This is a genomic window from Bacillus sp. 3255 (genome assembly GCF_031456485.1).
Lineage (GTDB): Bacteria > Bacillota > Bacilli > Paenibacillales > NBRC-103111 > Paenibacillus_E.
This window is the reverse complement of the sequence record NZ_JAVDUS010000006.1, coordinates 26,513-47,513: the sequence shown is the minus strand read 5'-3', so window position 1 is coordinate 47,513 and position 21,001 is coordinate 26,513. Positions and strand designations below refer to the sequence as shown.

The following is a 21,001-nucleotide window of genomic DNA, read 5'->3' as shown; positions in this document are numbered from 1 at the left end:
TTTTACCTAGTAAACATTAGTAGAACAAAAAATACCCCCTGTTCAACGTAACCAGGAGGCGGTTATTAAAGGTCATATACAAGGGTTCGTGCGGGCTCCGTTTCCGCTGCGATGCGGCCGTGACTGACCACATACCGGCTCAGCGGCTGCTCGCGCACCAAATCGAAGGCATCGCGCCCGGGCAGCAGCACGAAGGAGGCCGGCAGGCCGGGCGCCAGCCCGTAATCCCGGAGCTGCAGCACCTTCGCTGCGCCGGACGTGACCATGCGCACGAGCGCGGCCACTTCTTCGCGCCCGGTCATATGCGCGAGATGAGCCGCCATATGGGCGGCAGAGAGCAGGTTGCCCGTGCCCAGCGGATAGAAAGGTGTCTGTATGTCGTCATGCGCCAGACTGACATTCACGCCGGCCGCCCGCAATTCTTTGATCCTGGCGATGCCTCGGCCTCGCGGGTACGCGTCGTACCGCCCCTGCATCGCACTGTTAATGAGCGGGCAGCATACGATATGGATACCGGAGCGAGCCGTCAGAGCCAGCACCTTCTGAAAGTAGGCCTCACCGTAATAGGCCGTAGCGTTCGCATGCGCTGCGGTTACACGCTCGCGCAGGCCGTAACGTATGGCGAGATGGGCCGTGCTTTCCAGGAAGGTGGAGCCGGCATCGTCCGTTTCATCGCAGAAAATATGAACGAAACCGCCATGCTTCTCCGCCAGCTGGAACACGATATCGAGCGAAGCCAGCCCTTCCTCGCGCGTAGGCTCAAGATGGGGCACAGCGCCGACGCCGTCCGCGCCGAGCGCCAGCGCCTGCTCCAGCCTGCGCTCATTATCCGGGCAAGCCCGGATGCCATCTTGCGGGAACGCGATAACCTGCACATGCATGTGCGGCTTCATCCGTTCGCGCAAATCGAGCAGCGCCCGCAGCGCCGTCAGGTGCGGATCGGATATGTCCGTCTGCGTGCGGACATGAAGAACGCCAGCGGCCATGAGCTGCCGAAGCACCTGCTCCGCTCGCCGCAGAACGTCCTCGTGCGTGAGCATCGCTTTGCGCTTCTGCCACAGCCTGATGCCCTCGAACAAAGTGCCGCTTTCGTTCCATGCCGGTTCCCCGGCCGTGAGGACGGTGTCCAAATGGATGTGCGACTCCACGAAAGGCGGAAGCAGTACATGCCCGCTGGCATCGATCTCCCTCTCCGCCTGATCGTCCACCTGTCCGATGACAGCGATCCGGCCGTCTTTCACACCGACATCGACAACGCCCCGGTTCTCCGGATCATCGAGGATCCGAGCCTTACGAACAATCATATCCAGCATCGGCTTCACCTTCTTCCCACGTTGTTTCGATTAGCCTTCCTTTTTCATCTCGGATTCGTGCCAGGAGCTTAACACCCATTTGGCGAAGGCATTGACCAAGAGAAAGAAGAAAATGCCGAGAGCGGATGCGGAGAGCCCGCAAGCGAACAAATAAGCGGTCTTCAACCTGGCGGCGGCATACGTAATCGCATAGCCCAGCCCGCCATGGCCCCCGCCGATCCCGGCGATATATTCGCCGACGATGGCTCCGACGACGGACAGCGTGCAGGAAATTTTCAGTCCGGCAATCATGTACGGCAGCGCAGCGGGAATGCGCAGCCGCCACATCGTTTGAAACGCATTGGCATTGTAGAGATAAAACAAATTGCTCATATTTTGATCCGTCGAGTTCAGTCCGATCAAGGTGTTCGACAGCATCGGGAAAAAGCCGATCAGGAATGTGATGATGACGATGGCATTCATACCTGCATCGAACCAGATGACGATCAACGGTGCAACGGCAACGATCGGAATCGTCTGCAAAATAATGGCGTACGGATACACGCTTTTCTCAATCCATTTGGAGCTGGCCAGCAGAATCGCCCCCGCTACGCCCATAATAATGCTGAGAAAGAAGCCAAGCACAGCTTCCATCGTCGTCGTTCGGACGGATACCCATAACGAATGCTCGTTTTCGATGGCTGCCGCCACGATATCGGAAGGTTTCGGCACCAGATAGACCGGCGCCTTGACCAGATAGGCGATAAGCTCCCAGCCGCCGATGAATACGACGAAGGCGACTAGCGGAGGCAGCAGGTGTTTGAACAAAAACAGGAAGCGTTCCCCAGGGGAGACGCCGCCGTCCATCCGGTTCGCCCAAGCCGCCCGCTCACGGGCAGGAAATATTTCGTCGGGCAGCATTTGCACATATTTTGAATCTACAGCCATGATCGTATCTCCCTTCTAGTTAAGGTTCAGGCTCATCCTTAATTTCCCCGGATTCAGCAGCCCCCTGGGATCGTTCTCGCGCTTCCTGCGCTCCATGCCGCCGACTTCACCTCGTCCGCCTTGCTCGAGCACCCAGGTATGAGGATCGAAGATGCGGACGCCGATGGATTCGCAGTATGCAATCATTTCGTACAAACGCTCCTCGCTATGGAATCGCACGACAGGAAGCGCATTAGGCGTAATCTCGCCCCCGCTGCGCACCCACTCGAAATGCAAGTACATCTCATCGCCGAACTTCGCTTTTAAGAGCTCTATTTGTTCGAGATAACGGTCCAATTCGAAGCCGGCTTGCAAATAGGTCATGGACGCATCGGTCTTCATGGCCCACAAGGTCGTGTGATTCCATGTGAAATCCGATACACCGATCGTTTTACGGTACTGCTCCGCTGCGATGTAATGTCCGATGTGTCCGCCATATTGGCCGGCCAAAGCTTCAACTGCCGCCCTGCTGTCCTCCGCAAACTCCAGCATTACTGCGGCCATGCCGGGCCGGATCACTTTGGCGAAGGGAACGAAATAAGAGGGAATCGGCCATTCCATCGGCGCAATCAAACGCTTGGGAACCGACTCCTCTCTCGCCAGAGCCTCTCCGAACCGCATCGACTGCTGCAGCGTAGCGAACTGTACGATCGCTTGCGCCCACTCCGTACGCGGAGAGAGCGGAATCGTCACCTCCGTCAGAATGCCGGTCGTACCATAATTGTGAATGTAATTGAACAATTCCCGGCCTTGAACGACCAGACGCCGAGGCTGCTCCTCCATGGTGTAGATAACGGCTTCCAGCACATTGCCGTCCCACAAATTGCCATGCGTGATCGAGCCGATTCCGCCGGAGCCGCCGCTGACGAAGCCGCCAACGGTCGCTTTCACGTAGGTACTCGGATAAATGCGGATCTCCTGCCCGGCTTCTCGCGTTTTTTTGTCGATCACGCCTAACCGGACGCCGCACTGCAGCCTGGCATAGCCGGGGCCGATCTCGATAATTTCGTCCAAGCGGCTTAGATCAAGCACGATGCCTCCCTGCAGCGGAACCGCCTGACCGTAGTTACCCGTACCCGCTCCGCGAACCGTTACCGGAATATTGTGGCGGTAGCCGAAGGCCACAATGTCCGCCACTTCCGCTTCACTGCGAGGTATGGCCACGGCATCGGCCCTAGGTATATGCTGTAATTGCCGGTTAAGCACAGGGGAATACCAGTAATAATCCTTCGAGAGCTTCTCTCGCGTTTCCCCGTCCACATGCACGATGTCTTCTCCCAGAAGCTCCTGCATCGTTCGCTGCCATTCGATTTGCATCGCCATCTCCCTCACCTCCGGTTTTAATGATCCAGCGCCGCCGATACCTCCCGTACCAGATCGCTGAATTGCGACGTCGTGCGGAAGCTTTCATCTCTCGGAAAAGGGACCGGAATATCGATCCGGGCCGATATTTTCCCGGGACGCGGTGTCATAACGACGACACTCGTCGACAGGAACACCGATTCGAATACATTGTGCGTAACGAACAGCACCGTCATCGATTTATCCTGCCGCCAAATGTTAAGCAGCTCCATTTGCAGCGTTTGGCGTGTGATTTCGTCCAATGCGCCGAACGGCTCATCCATGAGCAGCAGCTTCGGCCTGGAGATCAGCGCCCGGGCAATGGAGACGCGCATCTTCATACCGCCGGACAGCTGTCTGGGCAGCACCTTCATATAGTCCTTCAAGCCGACGAGCTCAAGCACGCGCTGCGTCTCTTCCTTCTGCGTCTTCTTGTCGACGCCACGCAACTCCAGAGGCAATCGCACGTTTGCCTCCACCGTCGACCACGGCAGCAGCGTGTGATCCTGGAAAACAAAAGCGATATCGCTTTGCTTGCGCGCTTCCTTCGGCGTCGTTCCGAACACATCCAGCTTCCCGCTGCTCGGTTTGGCCAGCCCCGTAATCATTTTGAATATCGTTGATTTGCCGCAGCCGGATGGACCGACGAAGCAGAGAAATTCCCCTTCCTGGATGCTTAGATTCACATCTTGGAGCGCAATCGTCCCGTTCGGATAGGTTTTGGACAAGCCTTCCATGCTGACAAAAGCCCGTTTGACTCCGAGGCTGCTTGGATTATGAATGAGCGGGGAATTCATGACCATATCAATCATCTCCTACTATTGGTTTTGGACAAGAGCCTGCTTCAACGACTTCATATCAAACGCTTGAAATTCAAGCAAAGCTTCGGCGATCATTTCTCCGTAAGCCGCCGTCATGGCATAACCTTTCTCACAGGAGGCTTGTGTCGCATCTCCGGAAATACCGGAATGGGACAGATCGTCCATCACCCAGGCGAAGGCTTTCTGCCGGAGCATCAGGTACCGGGAGCCGGGATAATTCGGATATTCGGCCGGTGCCGCTTCCATATGCACCCAGTGCGGAATCGCCGACATCACCAGCGACGTCTCCATGTCACCGGCATGAATCCCGGCCTGCTTCTCCAGCGGCGTAATCCACTCGTCGGCTCCTCCAAGACCGCCCGGATCCAGCCTGAATACAGCCAGGCCGGTCTCCATGCGGATCTCCCTGCTCATCATATTGAGCAGATCGGCGTTGCCTCCGTGCGTGTTCACGAGCGCAAGCTTCTGAAAGCCGCTGACGGCAAGGCTCTTGGCGATATCGAGCACGACGGCCATCAACGTCGTTGCGGACAAGGTGATCGTCCCCGGAGCCCCAAGATGCTCCGTGCTCTTCCCGTATGGAATGGCCGGCAGCAGCCAAATGTTCGCGTCCATGGGGAGCTGCTCAAACGCGCTGGTCAGCAACACTTCCGAAATTAACGTGTCAGTAAACACCGGCATGTGCGGACCGTGCTGCTCGACAGCCCCCACCGGCAAGACGAGCAAGGCGTCGTCTTTGGGCAGCCCGGCAACCTCCACTCTGCTTAACCGGGGGAAAAAATGCCGGTCCCACGCTTTGCCTGTATAACGTTGAAATGACAACCCAAGCACCTCCCTTACATGTATGAAAAAGATCCAGTCTCGGGCTGCAAGAACGGATCTTCATGGTCAACCTTCCTCCGTTTTACCGGAAATTCCGCTCTCCCGAAACAGCCGCAAAGCCTCGGCTACGTCCGCAACCCGCTCTCCCAGACGAGCTGCCATGACCAGCTCCCTCGGGTCAGGCGTCAGCGAGCTGTCGGGTCCCGCGAGTGTGGAGGCTCCATAGGGCGAGCAGCCGATAGCGTCCGCCGTCAAATATTCCGGATTCTCGGAATACGGGAGCCCGACGAAAATCATGCCGAAATGAAATAAAGGCACCATGGACGTTAAAATAGCCGCTTCATGCCCCGTATGAATCGAAGCCGTAGAATTGAAAATGCCTGCGGGCTTCCCTTCTAAGGCGCCTTCCACACACAGCTCGCCCGCCAGCTCCAGAAACAGCTTCACTTGCGCCGGCATCGAGCCGTAGTACGTGGGAAAGCCCCAGAGAATCCCGTCCGCCCAGCGCAGATCGTCATTCGTTGCATAAGGGATATGCTGCTGCAGCGATTGTGCAGCTTCATATTTGGTATACCGGTCAGTCAAACGGAATTGGCGGGACAATACCGCCGAATTGGCCGGTTCGTCCTTTTCCCGCCGAATGACCCGGTTCGCCGGGGATGCCATTTCGAGAATGCGGACGATCCGGACGCGATGCGCGCCTGACCGTCCAGCACCGTCGGCTGCAGCATGCGCCATCTGCCAGACATGACCGAAAGCACTGTAATAAATAACGAGCAGGTTAGCCATGGGAGTTTGCTTCACCCTTTCACAAATTCATGTTGGTGGAAGGATACTTTCTCGGCGGCCTCTTGCCAATATCGGGCTAGCTGACTGTCCTGCCACTCCGCTTTGGCTGCGGCTATGCGCACCCAACGCCCCCGGCTGTACACCCACCTGCGCTCCGGCAGCATCGTAAAGATCTCTTCCGGCGTACTTCCGTCCAGAATGACGAAGCTTGCTTCATGGCCTGCCTGTATGCCGGTGCCGGTCAAACCCAGCACCTGGGCGGGAACGTCGGTGATCATCCGCAGCAGCGTTCGCAGGTCGTCCGGCCTCCCCATATGTGCGGCATAGGAGCCGATTAAGGCGATTTGCAGCAGATCCCCTCTTCCGAACGGATGAAACGGATCATGTATATTGTCGGAAGCGACGGCTATCGGAATCCCCGCCTCCCATATTTCCTTCAGCCTCGTTACACCTCGCCGCACCGGGAAGCTGTCATGCCGGCCCTGCAAATACAAATTGACGGCCGGCAGGGAAACAGCCTTCAGACGGGCATCGGCCATCCGGTTGATAATACCGTGAGCGTCGGCATCCGTCATAGAAGCCAGCGCGCATAAATGGTCGACGGTGACCCGTCCTTCGTACCCTTGCGACTTCGTCCTCTCCGCGATATGCAGAACGGTGCGCATCGCCGGATTATCCGTCTCATCGCAGTGAAGATCGACCGGCACGTCATATTTCTCCGCCAATTTGAACACGTAATCGATATCTTCCTTCGGTGTGATCGACAAATGCGGCGCTCCGCCGATGCCGTCCACGCCCATTCTCAAAGCTTCTTCAATCGCCTCCGCATCCAAGCTCATGAAGTTGTAGGGACACATCGGAAACAACTGAATCGTCACATAGGAAGCGAGAGCTTCCTTCGCTTCCAGCGCAGCCTCAATGGTTCGCAAGGCAACTTCCCGGGATACGCGCAGGTTGAAATCGAGATGCGTACGAATATGCGTAGTTCCGAAGGATAAGGCCTGCATCGCCGAACGCATGATTCTGGCTTTGATGTCCTGCTTCGTGAAAGCAGGCGATGCCTGCGAATAATTGAGCACCGCTTCTTCCAGCGTGCCGCTGCGATTCCCCACCGAAGCGAGCGAGAACGCTTTGTCCAGATGCATGTGAGCGTCGACGAAGCCGGGAAGCAGCATTTTGCCTTCAAGGTCGATGACCTCAAACATCCCCGCCTTTCCCTGGAACTGCTTCATATTGTCTAGCGAGACGGCTTCGGGAGGGGATGCGGCTCCATCCTGCCGAATGATCTGCGTCCATACCCCGTCTCGTATCGACAGGCGATACAGCTGCCTCTCATCCTCCATGGGCAATCGAACATTCACGAAATCCACATTCGCTACAGCTGTCAACGGCGTCCCCTCCCTGGCTTTTCTTATTTTTTAGGTAAAAACTGTGTCGTAAACACCTTGTCAATGCTTTCTGCCGATTTCAAAACGCCTACATCGACTAATTGCTTTTGAACCTCTTCCCATCGCTCCTTGGTCATGATGCCCGTACCTTTGGCCACCGCATCGCCTCCGAAGACGAAATCCATTTCTTTGGCAGCGCTGAATTTCATCATATCAAGGCCCATATCCGGGTTCTTCTCCTGGATGCTCGGGTTGATCTCATCAGAGTGATCCTTGTAGTAATCCCAGCCTTTGACTGTCGCCTCGACAAAGGCTTTCACCTGGTCCGGATGCTCGGCGATCATTTTCTCCGTTGTGAAGTAGACGCCCGCATAGATGTTGTACCCGGAATCGGCATTGAGCAGCGTGCCGTATTCAACCTTTTGCTGCTCCAGCGTAAACGGTTCACTCGTTACGTATCCTTGGGTGAGCGCTGTTTTATCGCTAACGAAATTCACTAATTGACCTGTATATTTCATTTCCTGGGCGGTGTCCAGCTTGTATTTCTTCTTCATGAACTGCCAGAAGCTCGCTGTAGAGGCCACATATACTTTGCGCCCGTTCAGATCGGCGAAATCCTTCACGCCCGAATCTTTGTGGTAGAACAACGCTTGCGGACTCTTCTGCATGGAGGTTGCAATCGCGACGATCGGAATGCCTTCCTGTCTGGCAACCAGAATGTCATCTCCGTTGGCCATCCCGAACTGCGCTTTGCCTGAAGCTACGATTTGTGTCGAAGACACCTGCGGTCCGCCCGGCATCAGCGTCATATCGAAGCCGGCTTCCTTGTAATATCCTTTGGCCAGCGCCGCAAAATTCCCGCCGTGTTCCGGCTCGGCGAACCAATTGAGCACGAGCGTTGCAGGCACAGCCGCCTTAGGCGCCGTGGATGGGGCGGCCGATGCTGCCGATGCCGTGACCGGTGCTGCGGTCGGCGCTGCGGCCGGCGATGAAACTGGGGCGCTTCCGCTTCCGCAGGCTGCGAGCAGACTGGAAATCAGGATGAAGCTGACGGACAGGAATACCGGGCGCTTGGCGGCTGACGGATTCGAAACTTTCAATAATTTCATATGAACATCCCCTCCATATTGGTTATTTCTGCAAAGTCCTTGCGTCTTTAGTCAACTATAGAATCGAACGCCGGCGACCGTCAACGAAGATGCTAACGTTTTGTGTTTAATCACAATAAAAGTACGTCTTTTTATTACTTTTTCAAGATTTATATGTAAATAACGCATTATATATGATATAAACACGAACATTAATCGTTTTCTAAATAATTCCCACTTTAACCCCCAACTCGCGCAGCCAACGGCGGTATGCAATGGAGAAACGGTCTACTCTGTGGTTGAGCTCCACTTGAAGATCCAACGGAAGCAGCTCGGGCTTCTGCGTTTCGATGACCTTGGCATCCTGATCGAACACCGTATCCTGGAATCGAATGAAATTGGCGTCATCCACATCGAACGCATAGTTGCGGGATACGATCATATGAACGATGCATGCTTCCGCCGCAACGGGCAGCACGGTCAGCATGATCCAGAGCGTCTGGCCGTTGCTCGGGTCCGCCTTGGACAAACGCGCCGATAACGGACGGTAAACTTCTTTCATATACACATAAGTCGTTCCTTCGCTTTTATCCGAACCTGAGTGGGCGACAGGCTGGAAGATCGGAATGTTCTCGATATATATCCGTTCCTTCTCCTTCACCACCTGGAAATCAGGCAGCTCCGCATAATCGGGGTGTCCGAGCAAATTTTGATGAACGAACATTAAATGGGCGAAATCCGTGAAATTTTCGATGACCCTCGTTCCCGCTGCCGCCACCTTGTAGGGACCGCATGGCAGAGGACGGTAATCCGGGTTGGCGAACTCCTCAAAATGAGGCAATGGCGCCGCGGGCTCGCCGATACACACCCAGATGAAGCCGTACTTTTCCTGACAGTGGTACAGCTGCGCTTTCGCTCTTGGCGGAATTTTCTCGCCCCTCGGCTGCGCCGGAATGCATACGCATTGACCGGATGAATCGTACTGCCACCCATGGTAAGGGCATACGAGCACATCATTTTGCACCCAACCCTTGGAAAGCATAGCTCCCCGGTGAATGCACAGATCCTGCATGGCGTGGACGCCTTGGCTGGAGCGGTAGATGGCGACTCTTTCGCCTAAAATAATAACCCCCACCGGCTGATCCTTCAGCTCGGAGGCCAGGTGTACCGCGTGCCAATCATTTTCAAGTACCGGATCATGCAGACGTTGTAAGACCATAACAAATCATCCTCCTCTATTAGTAAGAAATTAATCGATCAGCGCGAAAATCGGATACGATCCCGCCAGCTTGGCGCGCAGCGTATCGACTCTTGCCTGCGCTCTCTGCAAAATCTCCCTTTCATCGACCTGCGTGCAGCGCCCATGCTCGACAACCACCTGACCGCCGACGATAACGAGATCGACGTCGTTGCCGTTCGCATTGTACACAAGCGCCGAAGAGGCCCGGTGTACTGGACTAATGTGCGCCTTCATCATATCGACGGTCACGACATCCGCCTTCTTGCCAGGCTCGAGGCTGCCCAGGTCCGCGCTTCGGCCCACCGCTTTGGAGCCGTTAACCGTGGCCATGCGCAGCACGTCCATCGGCGGCAGCAGCGTCGCGTCCAGCTCATTCACTTTGTGCAGGCAAGCGGTAAATTTCAGCACCTCCAGATTGTCCTGACAGTTGTTGCTGCCGGGGCCGTCCGTCCCTAGGGCGACATTAATGCCCATGCGCTGCATGGCGGGAACTCGGGCTACACCGGAAGCTAAATACATGTTGGACACCGGACAATGGATGACGGAAGCGCCCTTGTCCCGGATCAGCTCCAGCTCGCCGTCATCGAGCCATACCCCGTGCACGACCTGGGTTTGGCTGCCGAGAAGTCCGACTTCGTTCAGCAGCTCCAGATTGCGCAATCCGTACCGGGCCATCGTGTTCTCGATCTGCTCGCTCGTTTCCGCTACGTGCACGTGGGTAATGAGCTTGCGGTCCCGGCTGAACACCGCCGCCCGCTCCAAATAGCCACGGGAGCAGCCATAGAGATTGAGCGGGCCTAGCGCAATGCTGATTCTGCCGGAAGCGGCTCCTTCCCATTCGTCCAGCAAGCGGTCCGTGCCGCCGAATATTTGCTCCTCGGTCTCCCGCAGCCGAACCTCACCGGACATATCGGAGCCGCCTCTGGCCAGATGCCCGCGAATGCCGGAGTCCGCCATCGCCCGCAGCACGCCGGCATCATTTTCCGGAAACGTATGAATGTAGTGATGATCCATGATGTAGGTGGCGCCTGACTTCAGATTCTCTATACAGCCGATTAATGCGGCCAAATAAAAATCCTCCGGCTCCATCGCCAGACTCATCGGCCAGATGATCTCTTTCAGCCACTGGGCTAGCGGGGAATGGTCGGACACGCCTCTCATGAACGTTTGGAACAGATGGGTATGACCATTGACGATGCCCGGAATGACAACTTTGCCTGCAGCGTCATATCGGTAGTCGGCTTGCGATTTCAAGCGGTCGAGACGGTCGTCCGGAGACCAGGCTCCCACCTCGACAATCACATCGTGTTCGATATACACATAGCCCTTTTGAAAAATTTGATTAGCCGCATTCATCGTCAAAATCGTGCCATTGTAAATCAGTTTGGCGCTCATCCGTTTACCACCGTCTTTCCATATGTTATTTTTTATTACATTGTTCAAAAATTTATTCTTATGTGTTATGTTAATTAACATGATTATAGAAGCGACAATCCATCGCCGTCAAACCGGTTTGTAAATGAAAACAATACAAGTCGTAACGTTTATGGCACTTTTACAGAATAATTGATTAACAGTTTCGAGAATTCTTACCAACCGCCGCTCAAAATTCATTGTTTTCACGGTTTTGTAACCAAGTGTATATATTTTCTATGTAAGGAGTTGTTACATCGTGGACCTACCTCACCTCGATCAAGTCGATCAGGAAATCATTAAACTGCTGCATGAAAACGGCCGGCTCTCCTATGCTAAAATCGGTGAAATGCTCAATCTCTCACGCGTTGCCATTCAGAAAAGAGTCGAGAATCTCATCGACAACGAGGTCATCGAGAACTTCACGATTCGTCTGAATGCGACGAAGCTGGGCAAAGTGGTCAGCGCCTTTTTCGAAGTCGAGGTGGAGCCGCGCTTTGCCGAAGAGGTAGGGAACGCGCTTGCGGAGGACGCCAACGTCATCTCGATTTATCAGATGACCGGAACCAGCTCCCTGCACATGCATGCTCTGCTGAAGGACGATGCGGCGCTGGAGGATTTTCTGTACCGGCATATTTACAAGCTGAACGGGGTCGTTCGCGTGAATACGCAGGTTGTGATCAAGCGCTTCAAGCAGGGGACGGGGTTGGAGTTGTAGCTTGCACCAGAGCATAAAAAAAGCCGCCAGGCTCTCCTGGCGGCTTCCAACTATAAGTTCAAACGATACATTGCCTTATTTTCCAATCCGCGAATCATCGACGTCCAAACATCCGTCTCCGGCGTTACCTGCAACACATCCTCAACCATCTGCACTTCGCATCCATCAGGTCGATATAAGCAGGGCGACGGCCTCCGGAATCTGCGGCGGCACCGGGCTCCCCCACTCCGGCAAGTTGTGATGGGACAGCATGATGTGCTGCAGTCCGATCACCACGTCGGACTGCAGATCCAGCCCATGGTGCAGAGCCGCTTCCGTGATCCAGTTCGACGCCATCGAGATATGGCCAAGCAGCTTGCCCTGCACACTGTATTCCGCGACGATGCCCAACTGGGCGATCATCTCTTCCGGCTTAGCGATATCGTGCAGAATGATGCCCGCTTTAATCAGATTCGGATTCAGGAACGAACGCTGCTTGCAAATGAACTCGCCGATTTCCAGCATGCGCACAATGTGATACTCAAGACCTGCGAAATACGCATGATGATGCGTTTTGGCGGCCGGATAATGGCTCAGCTTCTCCCCTGCCTTGTTCACGCAGAAAGAGACGATCGATTTCACCGCCTCATTCGTAATGCTTGCCATAACGCCATTTATCGTATGAATGAGATCCATCGGACTAACCGGTGCCGCACGGATGAACTCCGTCATCTGGACGCCGTCCTCCGGCAGCACCTTACGGATTCTCACGACTTTGACCTGCAGTTTAGGCTGCCGCGGTATCTCTACTCAGCTATCGTTCCCCGTCCCTCGGTTTTAAGGGTTTATCTCACATATACTCACTCATTCGCAGGACTTCATCACCTTTGATCTGATCAATCTTAGGGTAGAGCACAGTTGAACCCGGTTGAGGTGGCGGGCTGGGCATGCGGAAATAGAGGACTATCAGGAAATATTCCCCAATTATCTTCTACTGCACGCATACTCCACTAATCCCTTGGCGTTCACCCTCCCATGACTCTACGGGTCACTGCCCTTACAATCCTTCGTTATACTTGTCCAAGGTGTGGAGACCGATCGCGTTTAGCTGATGGGTCTTAGCCCTTAAGGGGAACGAATTCGGTCCTCCGTGCTTTCTTTGTGAAATCCCGGGAATGTCGGAATTGTATTGTCCGGTATACGTAATTATGCTCCAAACCTGCACAATGAGTTGAAAGAAAAAGGTGTATTTGTCGGTCATCTCTCCATCGGAACCATGATTCAACCCGGAACTCCTGGAGACCCAGAGCTCATTGCAGATACTTGGTATAACCTATACGAGAAAAAAGATCACTTTGAAGAAATATTCCCTCAAGGTTTTGACCCGTCTAAACTCCCTATTTAATTGCAAAGAAGAGAGATAAAATGGTACCCATACACTGGACACTTAGAAAAAAGTGTTTGGTGTATGGGTATCTTTTTGCAAACCATATAATAGCTCTGAATTAAACATAATTCATTAACGTAATCTGACCGTTAGCGTAGTGACGTCAGTCAACGATAATACACGATTGGATCCATTACCGCACTAAGATCAGTGTGCGAACGTCGTGCAAATAAGTTAGTAATAACTTTTATCCGGTTACTTAAAGGTGAATGAAGTTTAATCAAATCGCCATAAAAAACGGCGCCTGCCTTAGGCAAGCGCCGTTCAACTTACTCATCACCGATAGGCTCACATTGGACCTCTGTAAACAAATTCAGCGGAAACAACGTGGACACACTGCCGCGTGACTGTATTAACTCTACGAAGTTGCGACCGACTTGCACAAGCTGCCCTCCGATTTCGCCCAGATCCTCAGCCCTCGCATTCACATTGAACGGCAGGAGTGGCCTCCCCCGCACCGGCAGCAAGATATAGAATGATGTTGCAAACGGCACCCGCAAGGACCCCACTGTGAAACCACCCGCTGAGTTGTTTGATAACACTCCTGTTGTCCGGATTAAACCGGGAGTAACGACTGTAACGATCTTGCCGACAAACGGGGCAAGTCGAGCCGCCAGAGTTATCGGTTTTGGGAGTGGGCAGCCGGAAATGTTTCTGCGCATAGCCATCTCATCCTTTCGGTTATTTTTCCTATAAAGGATATGCGGCCGCTCCCCCACCCGATTGGACGTTCTGTTGTTGAATCTGCCTATTACTTCAACAGGCTATCCTCAGTGACAGCTGCCAGATGAGATGAAGCTATCGTGTCCCGTTAGATTCCTGTAGATGGATAAATTTCAGCTTTGTAAAAAAACGAGCGCCTCGGTACGATGGGGTTACGCAAAAGGTTATTCAATGATCCCAGTTTGATGTCGCTATACATTACTTTGTTGGTATTAAGACCACCGATCCATTTCATTATTCGATCATACCATCCTCCCCCGTCACAGACTAGCAAAAGAGAAGCCGCCGGGTAGACGAACTTCTCTTTTGTACTGCTATTCTATTCCTACTACGGTTTACCAAAACGTCCGGGCGGTACCCTTGGGAGGATTAGCATGCATAGCGGCGAAGGCATGAACGGCGGCATTGGCCACTTCCATGTCTTGCGCCATGGTACCCCCGGCGACGCCGATGCCGCCAACGATCATACCTTCACGGACGAGTGGGATGCCGCCTCCTAAGATGGTGACCCTTCCTTGGTTCGTCGTGTTGACCCCATAGTGTTGACCGCCGGGGAGCGCCGACTGAGCTAAGTTAGCCGTGGGCATTTGCATGGCTACACTCGTCCAGGCCTTCCCCTTGGAGATTTCGATCCCGGCGATCCGGGCATGATCCATCCGGTGGAAGGCGACCAAGTTAGCCCCGGCGTCGACGATTGCAATATCGAAGGCGAGTCCCATTTGACGGGCTTTCTGTTCCGCAACCGCGAGCAGTTGTTTGGCAATTTCCAATGTAAGCAAATCATTCACTCCTTGGGTTTCGATGCTACCCTATTTTATGGGTCATCACCCAAATTGGGAACATGTAACAGCGATAATAAATTAATTCAGTATTCTCAACGAAAAGTGGAAATATCAATAATGATGCCGAAGTTAAAGGTACTAATTTACTGTCAAAAACGGATAAAGGGAATAGTTTACTGTCACGTTTGAATGACATTAAACTAATCCCATAATGTTCAAAAACCCCCTGATATATCTACGAATGCAATGATCCCAGTATAATGTCAAACAATTCAATTCTCAATTCACCTCTATAATCTAAAACTATGTTGTCCCATTTATGTTCCAGAGTCTAGCAAATCCACCCGTTAATGGGCAAAGTGCTGCCACGCGGCAGCACTTCGTTGTTTAACTATCGTGTCCCATTAGTTGAATGTCAATTCCTCAATAAGGGCTTCTAACTTAATAATTGTATATTTCTCTATTTGCTTTAATAACATCTTGAATTGAAACCGCACCTTGAGAAGTTGACAGCTTTTCCATCACCTTATCACGAAGAAATGGAGCTTTTTCTTTATTCGCTTTATTTAATGCTATGGCTAATTCCTCTTTTGTAAGTTCTGTGCAGTACGCAGGGGTTCCTGGCTGTTGTCTCCACGAATCGCTTAAAGAACCACTATCTACGGCGTCGAAGCCTAGATCATTTGCGACACCCATGATTATTTGTTTATGGGACAGGTTATCACCAGCAATCGCTATAGCAATGCGTCCATGAGTCCCTTCGGGAGTTCCATGATGTTCTAACGTATAGGCTAGAAAATTGTTGAAAGCTTTAATGATAGGTCTACCTAAATGATTGGATACCCAAACACTTTCTACCATTCCGTTCTCAATTTCCTCAATTTTACCGCTCAATTGAGGATAATAATTTGAAGTGTCGACAACAACAACTTCCTCCCCAACTTTATCTACAACGTTACGAATGCTTGGCAGTGCGTGGAAAGGGATAGATGTTATAAGAACATCAATATTTTTAATTACATCTTCTACGATCACAGGTGTTCCTGTGAGTTTTTTTCCTTCCAAGCGTTCAATTCCACGAGCATCTGCAATCTTGACATCATGTCCATTCTCAACCAATTTGTTCGCAATATTAGATCCAATTGGTCCTGCACCTATAATTCCAAATCTCATTTTCATTCCTCCTATTTCCATTAAAATTGACCCGATTGAGTAATTTGTATACATGCACTACTATATATACGTTACTCAGTTTTTTGAAGAGGGCAATAAATAATGGCATAGTACTTATTTTTGTACCTAACAGCAGAATGAGGTGGTAACGAGTGTCTAGAATAAACAAAGATGGATTTAATGAAGAATGTAAGAAGGATCACAGAGAAATATATGGCATTGCCTATACCCAAAACCTGCTTTCAGGACGTTGGAAGTATCTGATTCTTTGGTTTTTAAAGTTTAAACCGCATCGATACAATGAAATCAAGACTCTTTTATGGGGAATTTCGCAAGGGTCTCTAACAAAACAACTTCGAGAATTAGAAGCGGATGGCTTAATTAATCGCAAAGTTTATCCCGAGGTGCCACCGCGTGTTGAGTATTCATTAACATCAAAAGGGGAGCAATTGATTCCAATTATTGATCTAATGGAGGAATTCGGAAAGAAGTTTGGAGATAAATTAGATTAATCATAATGGGTATTTTTAAATTAATCTGCCCTTTAGCTTAATGACAGAAGGAGCAGTTGCCGCGGCGGCAAACTGCTCCTGGATCGCTGAACTATCGTTCCCAGTTAGCTTAACTGGCTACCCGCATGAAAGCAACTGTTCCTAAACAAACGCTCAGGCATCCAAATGCCGGAGGAATTCGAGTACACGCTGCAACAGCAGCGTTGTCGCGTCAATGTCAAATGACGGCAAACTGCTATCTGCGAACAAGTGTTGATTTCCCGGGTACAAAAAGAGTTCGGCGTGATCGGCCGTCGTCACGAGCTCGCGTGCCGCCTCAATGTCGCTCTCATCAACGAAATTGGGATCTGCGTCCATGCCGTGAATCTGCACTGGCAGTTCCGCCGGCCAGGGAGATCCGAACATCGAGGTCGGAACGCAAGAGTAAAACAACAATGCACCACGAGCGCCTTCACGAGTCTGAGCGAGCTTCTGGGCTGCAACCACACCGAGCGAAAACCCCGCGTAGACGATCTCACGTGGAAACTCACTAGCCACACGTATACCTCGCTCGGTTATCTCTTCGAAGCCGATCTCCTTGACATAGGCCATGCCATCCTCGATAGTGGTAAACAAATGACCGCTGAAAAGGTCAGGAACATGAACAGTGTGACCCGCCCCTCTGAGCTTGTCGGCGAAAGCTTTAATACCCTTTGTCAGTCCCAATGCGTGGTGCAATAAAAGAATCTCTGCCATTTCTCTTCTCCTTCTAAGACCCAATAATGATGGAAATTTTACTCATCATAGATATCGCTTTCTTACTGTCGTTATCCTGCCCGCTAGCTTAAAGACAGAAGGAGCAGTTGCGCAGGCAGCATTCTGCTCTAGGTCGTTGAACTATCGTGTCCCGTTAGTTTAGTCTTCGAGTTTTTTTATATAATTCTTTTGATCCTTTGTAAACATATAGCCTCGTCTCTCATAGAACCTGTGAGCATGAATTCGACTTGGGTGGGATAACAGTTTTATTCCAGAATATCCACTGTCCTTCCCCCACTGTTCCAGGCGATCAATCAAGATACTGCCTATACCCTGATTCCTGTAACTTTCTTTAACAACAAAACCCAGAACGTTTAATAAAGAGTCGGAAAAAAGTAACTCATACGGGCTTCCATGAATATATCCTATTACCTCAGTGTCTTGTTCGTAAACAAAGATGATATCTTTAGTTTTCTTTGTAATGATTTCAATCTTCGCTCTTACTCTCTCTTCCGTAAATACACGTAGATTCGGGTTAAAGTCTTGATTTAGCAAATAAATATCATGATAATCAGTTTCTCGAATTTCCCTGACATTGTTTTCTTTCACGTTTAAACGCCTCAATTCTTTGAATCATTACAATATCTAAAATAAAATTTACAGGTGATTGTATATCTTGGCCATGGCAAGTCACTTTGTATGAACTTAACTCTAATTACTCCAACGGGTAACAGCAGCCAATCGTTGCCGGTGCCTGTGATTCCCTATTGAACTATCGTTCTCCGTTAGCGCAATCATTCGTTCAGCTATGTATTTGAACAAAAGAAATTACTCATCATCGCTTTTACTTCATCTGGATTTCTTAGCTCTATGAGATTACCGTCTTCATCAAAAGTATAATGACCCTTAAATGCTTCTGGCATCTCATTATTCTGTTTCTCCTCTTGTTTAAGAGCTTTTTCAAAACAAGAATATCCGTAATTTTTTATTAAATACGGGAGTCCACAGGAAGAACGGATAAATTCATATTCTTGATAGTTGTAAGGTGTATTCTCTGGTCGTTTCATTAACAGCTTCAAGAAGTGTTCCATGATTTGCTCAACTTCAGTTTCTGTTGCGTAATTCGCTAAGCCACGAACTGCTTTCAACTTCATATCCAAGTATCGTTCTTTTTTATATGCCTCCAAAAAAAATTGCTTTAGTCCAATCTCATTAAGCATTAAAACTCCAAGTATTTTATTTCGTAAGGTAATGTCCATTAATTTAAAATAAATATCTTTTAAAACTTGAACATCATTGGCCTTTATAAAATGATAATCCAAATTATTTATTGCTTCTCTACATTGTGAATTTCTTTCGGAAAAAATAGCTATCTTCAGATACTCAATGGCTGCCTCATGACGGGTTTGTTTCACAAACAATCCTCCATTTTCACTTAGAACGGTCCAATTCATTTTAACTTAATTTGAGGATTACTGCTCGTTAGGTGAACGAAAGGCTGCCATTTGCGCCGGCATCCTCATAATGTATGGGTTATTGGGTTATCGTTCTCCGTTAGCCAAGTTATCAAAGAAAAGAAGCCACTTTTGACAAGAGTGGCTTCGCCGCGTGTATAATCTTTGACCTGTCTTAGGATTACTTTTTTAAGTAAAAGGACGCCGAATAACTTTAATAATGCGTGCCCCTTTACTTATTAGTTTCTGTGCCTGAGCCACGTTGATTCTTACAAGCACCGCTTCATCGGTAGAATTTTCAATATCAAATACAGAAAATATTTGCCCATTCGCAAATAAAACACCCTTCAGCTCAACTTCTTTACCTCGAGTCGGTCTCGGAGTAGTATTTTGAATTTTACAGCGCATTACACCAGCACGTAAGAGACGGCGCGCTTGTTGTGCAGTCGATCTAATAGCAAATAACGGGTCAATCTCAACACCTGGTACTTTAGCTTCAATTTCTGCTATTAAAAAAAATTGATTTCCTATTTTAGCGAGACAATTGGAACCAATGAAAACTGGATTTGCCATCTTTCATCACCCCCTCAACACAAGGTATGGGGGGTAAGAACAATTAGAAACGGACAATCGTGTAGAAATGATTGATTGGATTCTGCCATCGTACTTAAGGTAAAGCATCTTCTATATTATTCATTCTCTCTAATTTGAACTATTAGCTGAGAAAACGGCAACCGATTATGAACAGCCCCCCGTCAAGTAGACAGTACAAATAATAAAAACAGTTAGGCGGCCCTGTTCCTGAATTCCATCGAACTAAGGCCGTTTAATTTTGCTTGTAGCGCTCAATTTCGTACTCCATCTGCTTCATCTTGAGTTTCTGTTGCTCAGCCTCCGTTAACTCTTCAGGGGCTTTCTTTCTGCCCCGGCCATCCTTTAACGCATCCTGGCCACCATCGGCAAACTTCTTTACCCATTGATACACTTGTTGGTAGGAGACTTGGAATTGTCCCGCTGTTTTTTGATAGTCATGCTGATTGGTCAGGCATTACTGAACAATCTCTATCCGTTCCTGCCACGTTGTAGTACGACCCTTTGTCATAGCTTTTGCTTCCCCTTTATAGGCTTTTAAGCTGCTATGACCATTATACTTCTTAATCCAGTCGGAAAGTTGTCTCGTACTAGCTATCTTGTATTTCTCAATGATCTGGTACTGAGATAATTCTCCTTCAAGATAATCCTTCACCGCTTGGAGTTTTAAGTTCAGCGCTGTAACTTTGGTTATGTGTACGGCTCTTCAGACCTTCAGATCCATACAGCTTGTAGCGGCGCTGCCATTTCATCAAAGTTGTTTTGTTAATCTCATATTTCTTAGCAGCAGCTAGAGAGCCAATCTCTCCCCTTGACACTTCCTCAAGTATATTGAGTTTCTCTAGCGCGTTATATTTTCCTCTAGCCATAGAAAAAGCTCCCCTTACAACAAACAGGTTTTATTTTTTCACCTGTCTACCGTAAGGGGAGCATATCATTATCTAGCTGGCTGCCGTCATGTCTTGATTGATATAGTTCTCCGCCTGCATATGCAACAACGCAAATTGCAAATATTTTCGTAAACAATGGTACTCGTGGGTCACGATATGCCAAAAGTCACAAAAATAAAAAAAGCCAAGGTATGCATCCCCTGACCTGATTCCATGCTTTTTTAAAGCCAGGGCGTCTGTTCCACGACTCCCGTTAAGCATAACACTTTATTCAGGATTTACTACTGGGAAATCAAGGAATTCCTGTGACTTAGCGTAATGACGTTCCAGGCATTCTTACTATCTGTCTATGCTTAACTCCCATGTATGAATACGTTATTTTCACACTTTCGGGGTTATTTATCGATTCATTCATAATTTTTGCGAGATATTCAATATTTACACCCTGGCTGTTGGTAGACCAATCACCATTACTCATATAATATCTGTGACTGGGTATTAATTGGGGTATGAATGGTTCTCCGTCAATTGTAAGATTGTTTAACGTGATGCCTACAAAGCCCTGTAATTCGATATTTAAGAGTTTTATTTTTTTATCACTTACGTTGACTAGCCTAAATCCATACTTTTGTTCGGTACTAACTAACTCAGTAGCTGCCGATTCCGTCATTTCATGTGAGGAATCAATGGTAAACGCATCTTTGGCTTGAGTGAAGATGTAATAGAACGATATCCCCATAATGGTCGCTAATAAAAGAATTATTATAATAATTTTTTTCAATTAAGATTTCCTCCAGTGCTTGTTATTCACCATTT

At 50.0% G+C, this 21,001-nt stretch carries 23 protein-coding genes and 1 pseudogene; 3 read left to right on the top strand and 21 right to left on the bottom strand.

The genetic code is table 11. The annotated features are described in order from the left end of the window. Positions 1-65: 65 nt before the first annotated feature. The 10 genes from J2X61_RS10910 to J2X61_RS10865 form a co-directional block, all read right to left on the bottom strand. Positions 66-1,313: an amidohydrolase family protein gene (locus J2X61_RS10910; protein WP_274470094.1), complete on the bottom strand. Its 1,248-nt coding sequence runs from the start codon at positions 1,311-1,313 to the stop codon at positions 66-68. A 30-nt stretch (positions 1,314-1,343) separates the two neighbouring features. Next, a complete protein-coding gene (locus tag J2X61_RS10905; RefSeq protein ID WP_274470894.1) occupies positions 1,344-2,159 on the bottom strand; it encodes an ABC transporter permease in 816 nt (271 codons plus the stop codon). 96 nt (positions 2,160-2,255) lie between these two features. After that, complete coding sequence (locus J2X61_RS10900) at positions 2,256-3,602, bottom strand: FAD-binding oxidoreductase (protein ID WP_274470095.1); 1,347 nt, start codon at positions 3,600-3,602, stop codon at positions 2,256-2,258. Positions 3,603-3,619: 17 nt separating this feature from the next. Beyond that, positions 3,620-4,417 (bottom strand): ABC transporter ATP-binding protein, encoded by a 798-nt coding sequence (locus tag J2X61_RS10895; protein ID WP_379240369.1) that lies wholly within the window; start codon positions 4,415-4,417, stop codon positions 3,620-3,622. Between the two features lie 21 nt (positions 4,418-4,438). Beyond that, on the bottom strand, positions 4,439-5,272 hold the full coding sequence (locus J2X61_RS10890) for a creatininase family protein (RefSeq protein ID WP_379240083.1): 834 nt from the start codon (positions 5,270-5,272) through the stop codon (positions 4,439-4,441). A gap of 57 nt (positions 5,273-5,329) precedes the next feature. Then, a complete protein-coding gene (wrbA, locus tag J2X61_RS10885; RefSeq protein ID WP_274470099.1) occupies positions 5,330-6,052 on the bottom strand; it encodes an NAD(P)H:quinone oxidoreductase in 723 nt (240 codons plus the stop codon). Between the two features lie 11 nt (positions 6,053-6,063). After that, a complete protein-coding gene (locus J2X61_RS10880; RefSeq protein WP_274470100.1) occupies positions 6,064-7,440 on the bottom strand; it encodes an amidohydrolase family protein in 1,377 nt (458 codons plus the stop codon). Positions 7,441-7,463: 23 nt separating this feature from the next. Next, entirely contained in the window at positions 7,464-8,549 is a 1,086-nt protein-coding gene (locus J2X61_RS10875; protein WP_274470101.1) for an ABC transporter substrate-binding protein, read from the bottom strand. Between the two features lie 202 nt (positions 8,550-8,751). Next, entirely contained in the window at positions 8,752-9,747 is a 996-nt protein-coding gene (locus J2X61_RS10870; protein WP_310187771.1) for an aromatic ring-hydroxylating dioxygenase subunit alpha, read from the bottom strand. Positions 9,748-9,777: 30 nt separating this feature from the next. Further along, positions 9,778-11,163: an amidohydrolase family protein gene (locus J2X61_RS10865; protein WP_274470103.1), complete on the bottom strand. Its 1,386-nt coding sequence runs from the start codon at positions 11,161-11,163 to the stop codon at positions 9,778-9,780. A gap of 277 nt (positions 11,164-11,440) precedes the next feature. Here J2X61_RS10865 and J2X61_RS10860 point away from each other — a divergent pair, with 277 nt between their 5' ends. Next, positions 11,441-11,899, top strand: a complete 459-nt coding sequence (locus J2X61_RS10860; protein WP_310187770.1) for an Lrp/AsnC family transcriptional regulator — start codon at positions 11,441-11,443, stop codon at positions 11,897-11,899. A 50-nt stretch (positions 11,900-11,949) separates the two neighbouring features. Here J2X61_RS10860 and J2X61_RS10855 read toward each other — a convergent pair. Continuing rightward, a pseudogene (locus J2X61_RS10855) lies at positions 11,950-12,667 on the bottom strand (HD domain-containing protein); the annotation flags it as partial. A 442-nt stretch (positions 12,668-13,109) separates the two neighbouring features. Between J2X61_RS10855 and J2X61_RS10850 the strand changes: the two are divergent. After that, positions 13,110-13,283 carry a dehydrogenase gene (locus tag J2X61_RS10850; protein ID WP_310187769.1) on the top strand — a complete coding sequence of 58 codons (174 nt, stop codon included), beginning with the start codon at positions 13,110-13,112 and terminating at the stop codon, positions 13,281-13,283. 1,100 nt (positions 13,284-14,383) lie between these two features. Here the strand turns inward: J2X61_RS10850 and J2X61_RS10845 are convergent. Next, entirely contained in the window at positions 14,384-14,827 is a 444-nt protein-coding gene (locus J2X61_RS10845) for a GlcG/HbpS family heme-binding protein (protein ID WP_274470107.1), read from the bottom strand. A 444-nt stretch (positions 14,828-15,271) separates the two neighbouring features. Further along, positions 15,272-16,003, bottom strand: coding sequence for an NADPH-dependent F420 reductase (locus J2X61_RS10840; RefSeq protein WP_274470108.1), 732 nt, complete (start codon positions 16,001-16,003; stop codon positions 15,272-15,274). A gap of 152 nt (positions 16,004-16,155) precedes the next feature. On the opposite strand from J2X61_RS10840, the gene J2X61_RS10835 reads away from it, so the two are divergent. Beyond that, positions 16,156-16,515 carry a winged helix-turn-helix transcriptional regulator gene (locus tag J2X61_RS10835; protein ID WP_274470109.1) on the top strand — a complete coding sequence of 120 codons (360 nt, stop codon included), beginning with the start codon at positions 16,156-16,158 and terminating at the stop codon, positions 16,513-16,515. 153 nt (positions 16,516-16,668) lie between these two features. On the opposite strand, the gene J2X61_RS10830 is transcribed toward J2X61_RS10835, so the two are convergent. From J2X61_RS10830 to J2X61_RS10800, 8 genes are all read right to left on the bottom strand, one after another. Continuing rightward, positions 16,669-17,250, bottom strand: coding sequence for a dienelactone hydrolase family protein (locus tag J2X61_RS10830; RefSeq protein WP_310187768.1), 582 nt, complete (start codon positions 17,248-17,250; stop codon positions 16,669-16,671). A 159-nt stretch (positions 17,251-17,409) separates the two neighbouring features. Continuing rightward, a complete protein-coding gene (locus J2X61_RS10825) occupies positions 17,410-17,859 on the bottom strand; it encodes a GNAT family N-acetyltransferase (RefSeq protein ID WP_274470112.1) in 450 nt (149 codons plus the stop codon). A 197-nt stretch (positions 17,860-18,056) separates the two neighbouring features. Next, a complete protein-coding gene (locus J2X61_RS10820; protein ID WP_310187767.1) occupies positions 18,057-18,665 on the bottom strand; it encodes a hypothetical protein in 609 nt (202 codons plus the stop codon). 228 nt (positions 18,666-18,893) lie between these two features. Further along, positions 18,894-19,277: a hypothetical protein gene (locus J2X61_RS10815; protein ID WP_310187766.1), complete on the bottom strand. Its 384-nt coding sequence runs from the start codon at positions 19,275-19,277 to the stop codon at positions 18,894-18,896. Positions 19,278-19,530: 253 nt separating this feature from the next. Next, positions 19,531-19,749: a helix-turn-helix domain-containing protein gene (locus J2X61_RS10810; RefSeq protein ID WP_310188056.1), complete on the bottom strand. Its 219-nt coding sequence runs from the start codon at positions 19,747-19,749 to the stop codon at positions 19,531-19,533. A gap of 3 nt (positions 19,750-19,752) precedes the next feature. Continuing rightward, positions 19,753-19,950, bottom strand: a complete 198-nt coding sequence (locus J2X61_RS36340) for a hypothetical protein (protein ID WP_396135428.1) — start codon at positions 19,948-19,950, stop codon at positions 19,753-19,755. After that, positions 19,934-20,164: a helix-turn-helix domain-containing protein gene (locus J2X61_RS10805; protein ID WP_274470118.1), complete on the bottom strand. Its 231-nt coding sequence runs from the start codon at positions 20,162-20,164 to the stop codon at positions 19,934-19,936. Before J2X61_RS10805 ends, J2X61_RS36340 begins: the two co-directional genes overlap by 17 nt. A 331-nt stretch (positions 20,165-20,495) precedes the next feature. After that, positions 20,496-20,966 carry a hypothetical protein gene (locus J2X61_RS10800; protein WP_310187765.1) on the bottom strand — a complete coding sequence of 157 codons (471 nt, stop codon included), beginning with the start codon at positions 20,964-20,966 and terminating at the stop codon, positions 20,496-20,498. Positions 20,967-21,001: the final 35 nt, after the last annotated feature.

Excerpts from the sequence above, each read along its gene's own strand:
- J2X61_RS10900 (WP_274470095.1), bottom strand. The coding sequence starts at position 3,602 with ATGGCGATGCAAATCGAATGGCAGCGAACGATGCAGGAGCTTCTGGGA.
- J2X61_RS10910 (WP_274470094.1), bottom strand. The coding sequence starts at position 1,313 with ATGCTGGATATGATTGTTCGTAAGGCTCGGATCCTCGATGATCCGGAG.
- J2X61_RS10895 (WP_379240369.1), bottom strand. The coding sequence starts at position 4,417 with ATGAATTCCCCGCTCATTCATAATCCAAGCAGCCTCGGAGTCAAACGG.
- J2X61_RS10905 (WP_274470894.1), bottom strand. The coding sequence starts at position 2,159 with ATGGACGGCGGCGTCTCCCCTGGGGAACGCTTCCTGTTTTTGTTCAAA.
- J2X61_RS10870 (WP_310187771.1), bottom strand. The coding sequence starts at position 9,747 with ATGGTCTTACAACGTCTGCATGATCCGGTACTTGAAAATGATTGGCAC.
- J2X61_RS10840 (WP_274470108.1), bottom strand. The coding sequence starts at position 16,003 with ATGAGATTTGGAATTATAGGTGCAGGACCAATTGGATCTAATATTGCG.
- J2X61_RS10815 (WP_310187766.1), bottom strand. The coding sequence starts at position 19,277 with ATGGCAAATCCAGTTTTCATTGGTTCCAATTGTCTCGCTAAAATAGGA.
- J2X61_RS10865 (WP_274470103.1), bottom strand. The coding sequence starts at position 11,163 with ATGAGCGCCAAACTGATTTACAATGGCACGATTTTGACGATGAATGCG.
- J2X61_RS10830 (WP_310187768.1), bottom strand. The coding sequence starts at position 17,250 with ATGGCAGAGATTCTTTTATTGCACCACGCATTGGGACTGACAAAGGGT.
- wrbA (WP_274470099.1), bottom strand. The coding sequence starts at position 6,052 with ATGGCTAACCTGCTCGTTATTTATTACAGTGCTTTCGGTCATGTCTGG.
- J2X61_RS10805 (WP_274470118.1), bottom strand. The coding sequence starts at position 20,164 with ATGGCTAGAGGAAAATATAACGCGCTAGAGAAACTCAATATACTTGAG.
- J2X61_RS10875 (WP_274470101.1), bottom strand. The coding sequence starts at position 8,549 with ATGAAATTATTGAAAGTTTCGAATCCGTCAGCCGCCAAGCGCCCGGTA.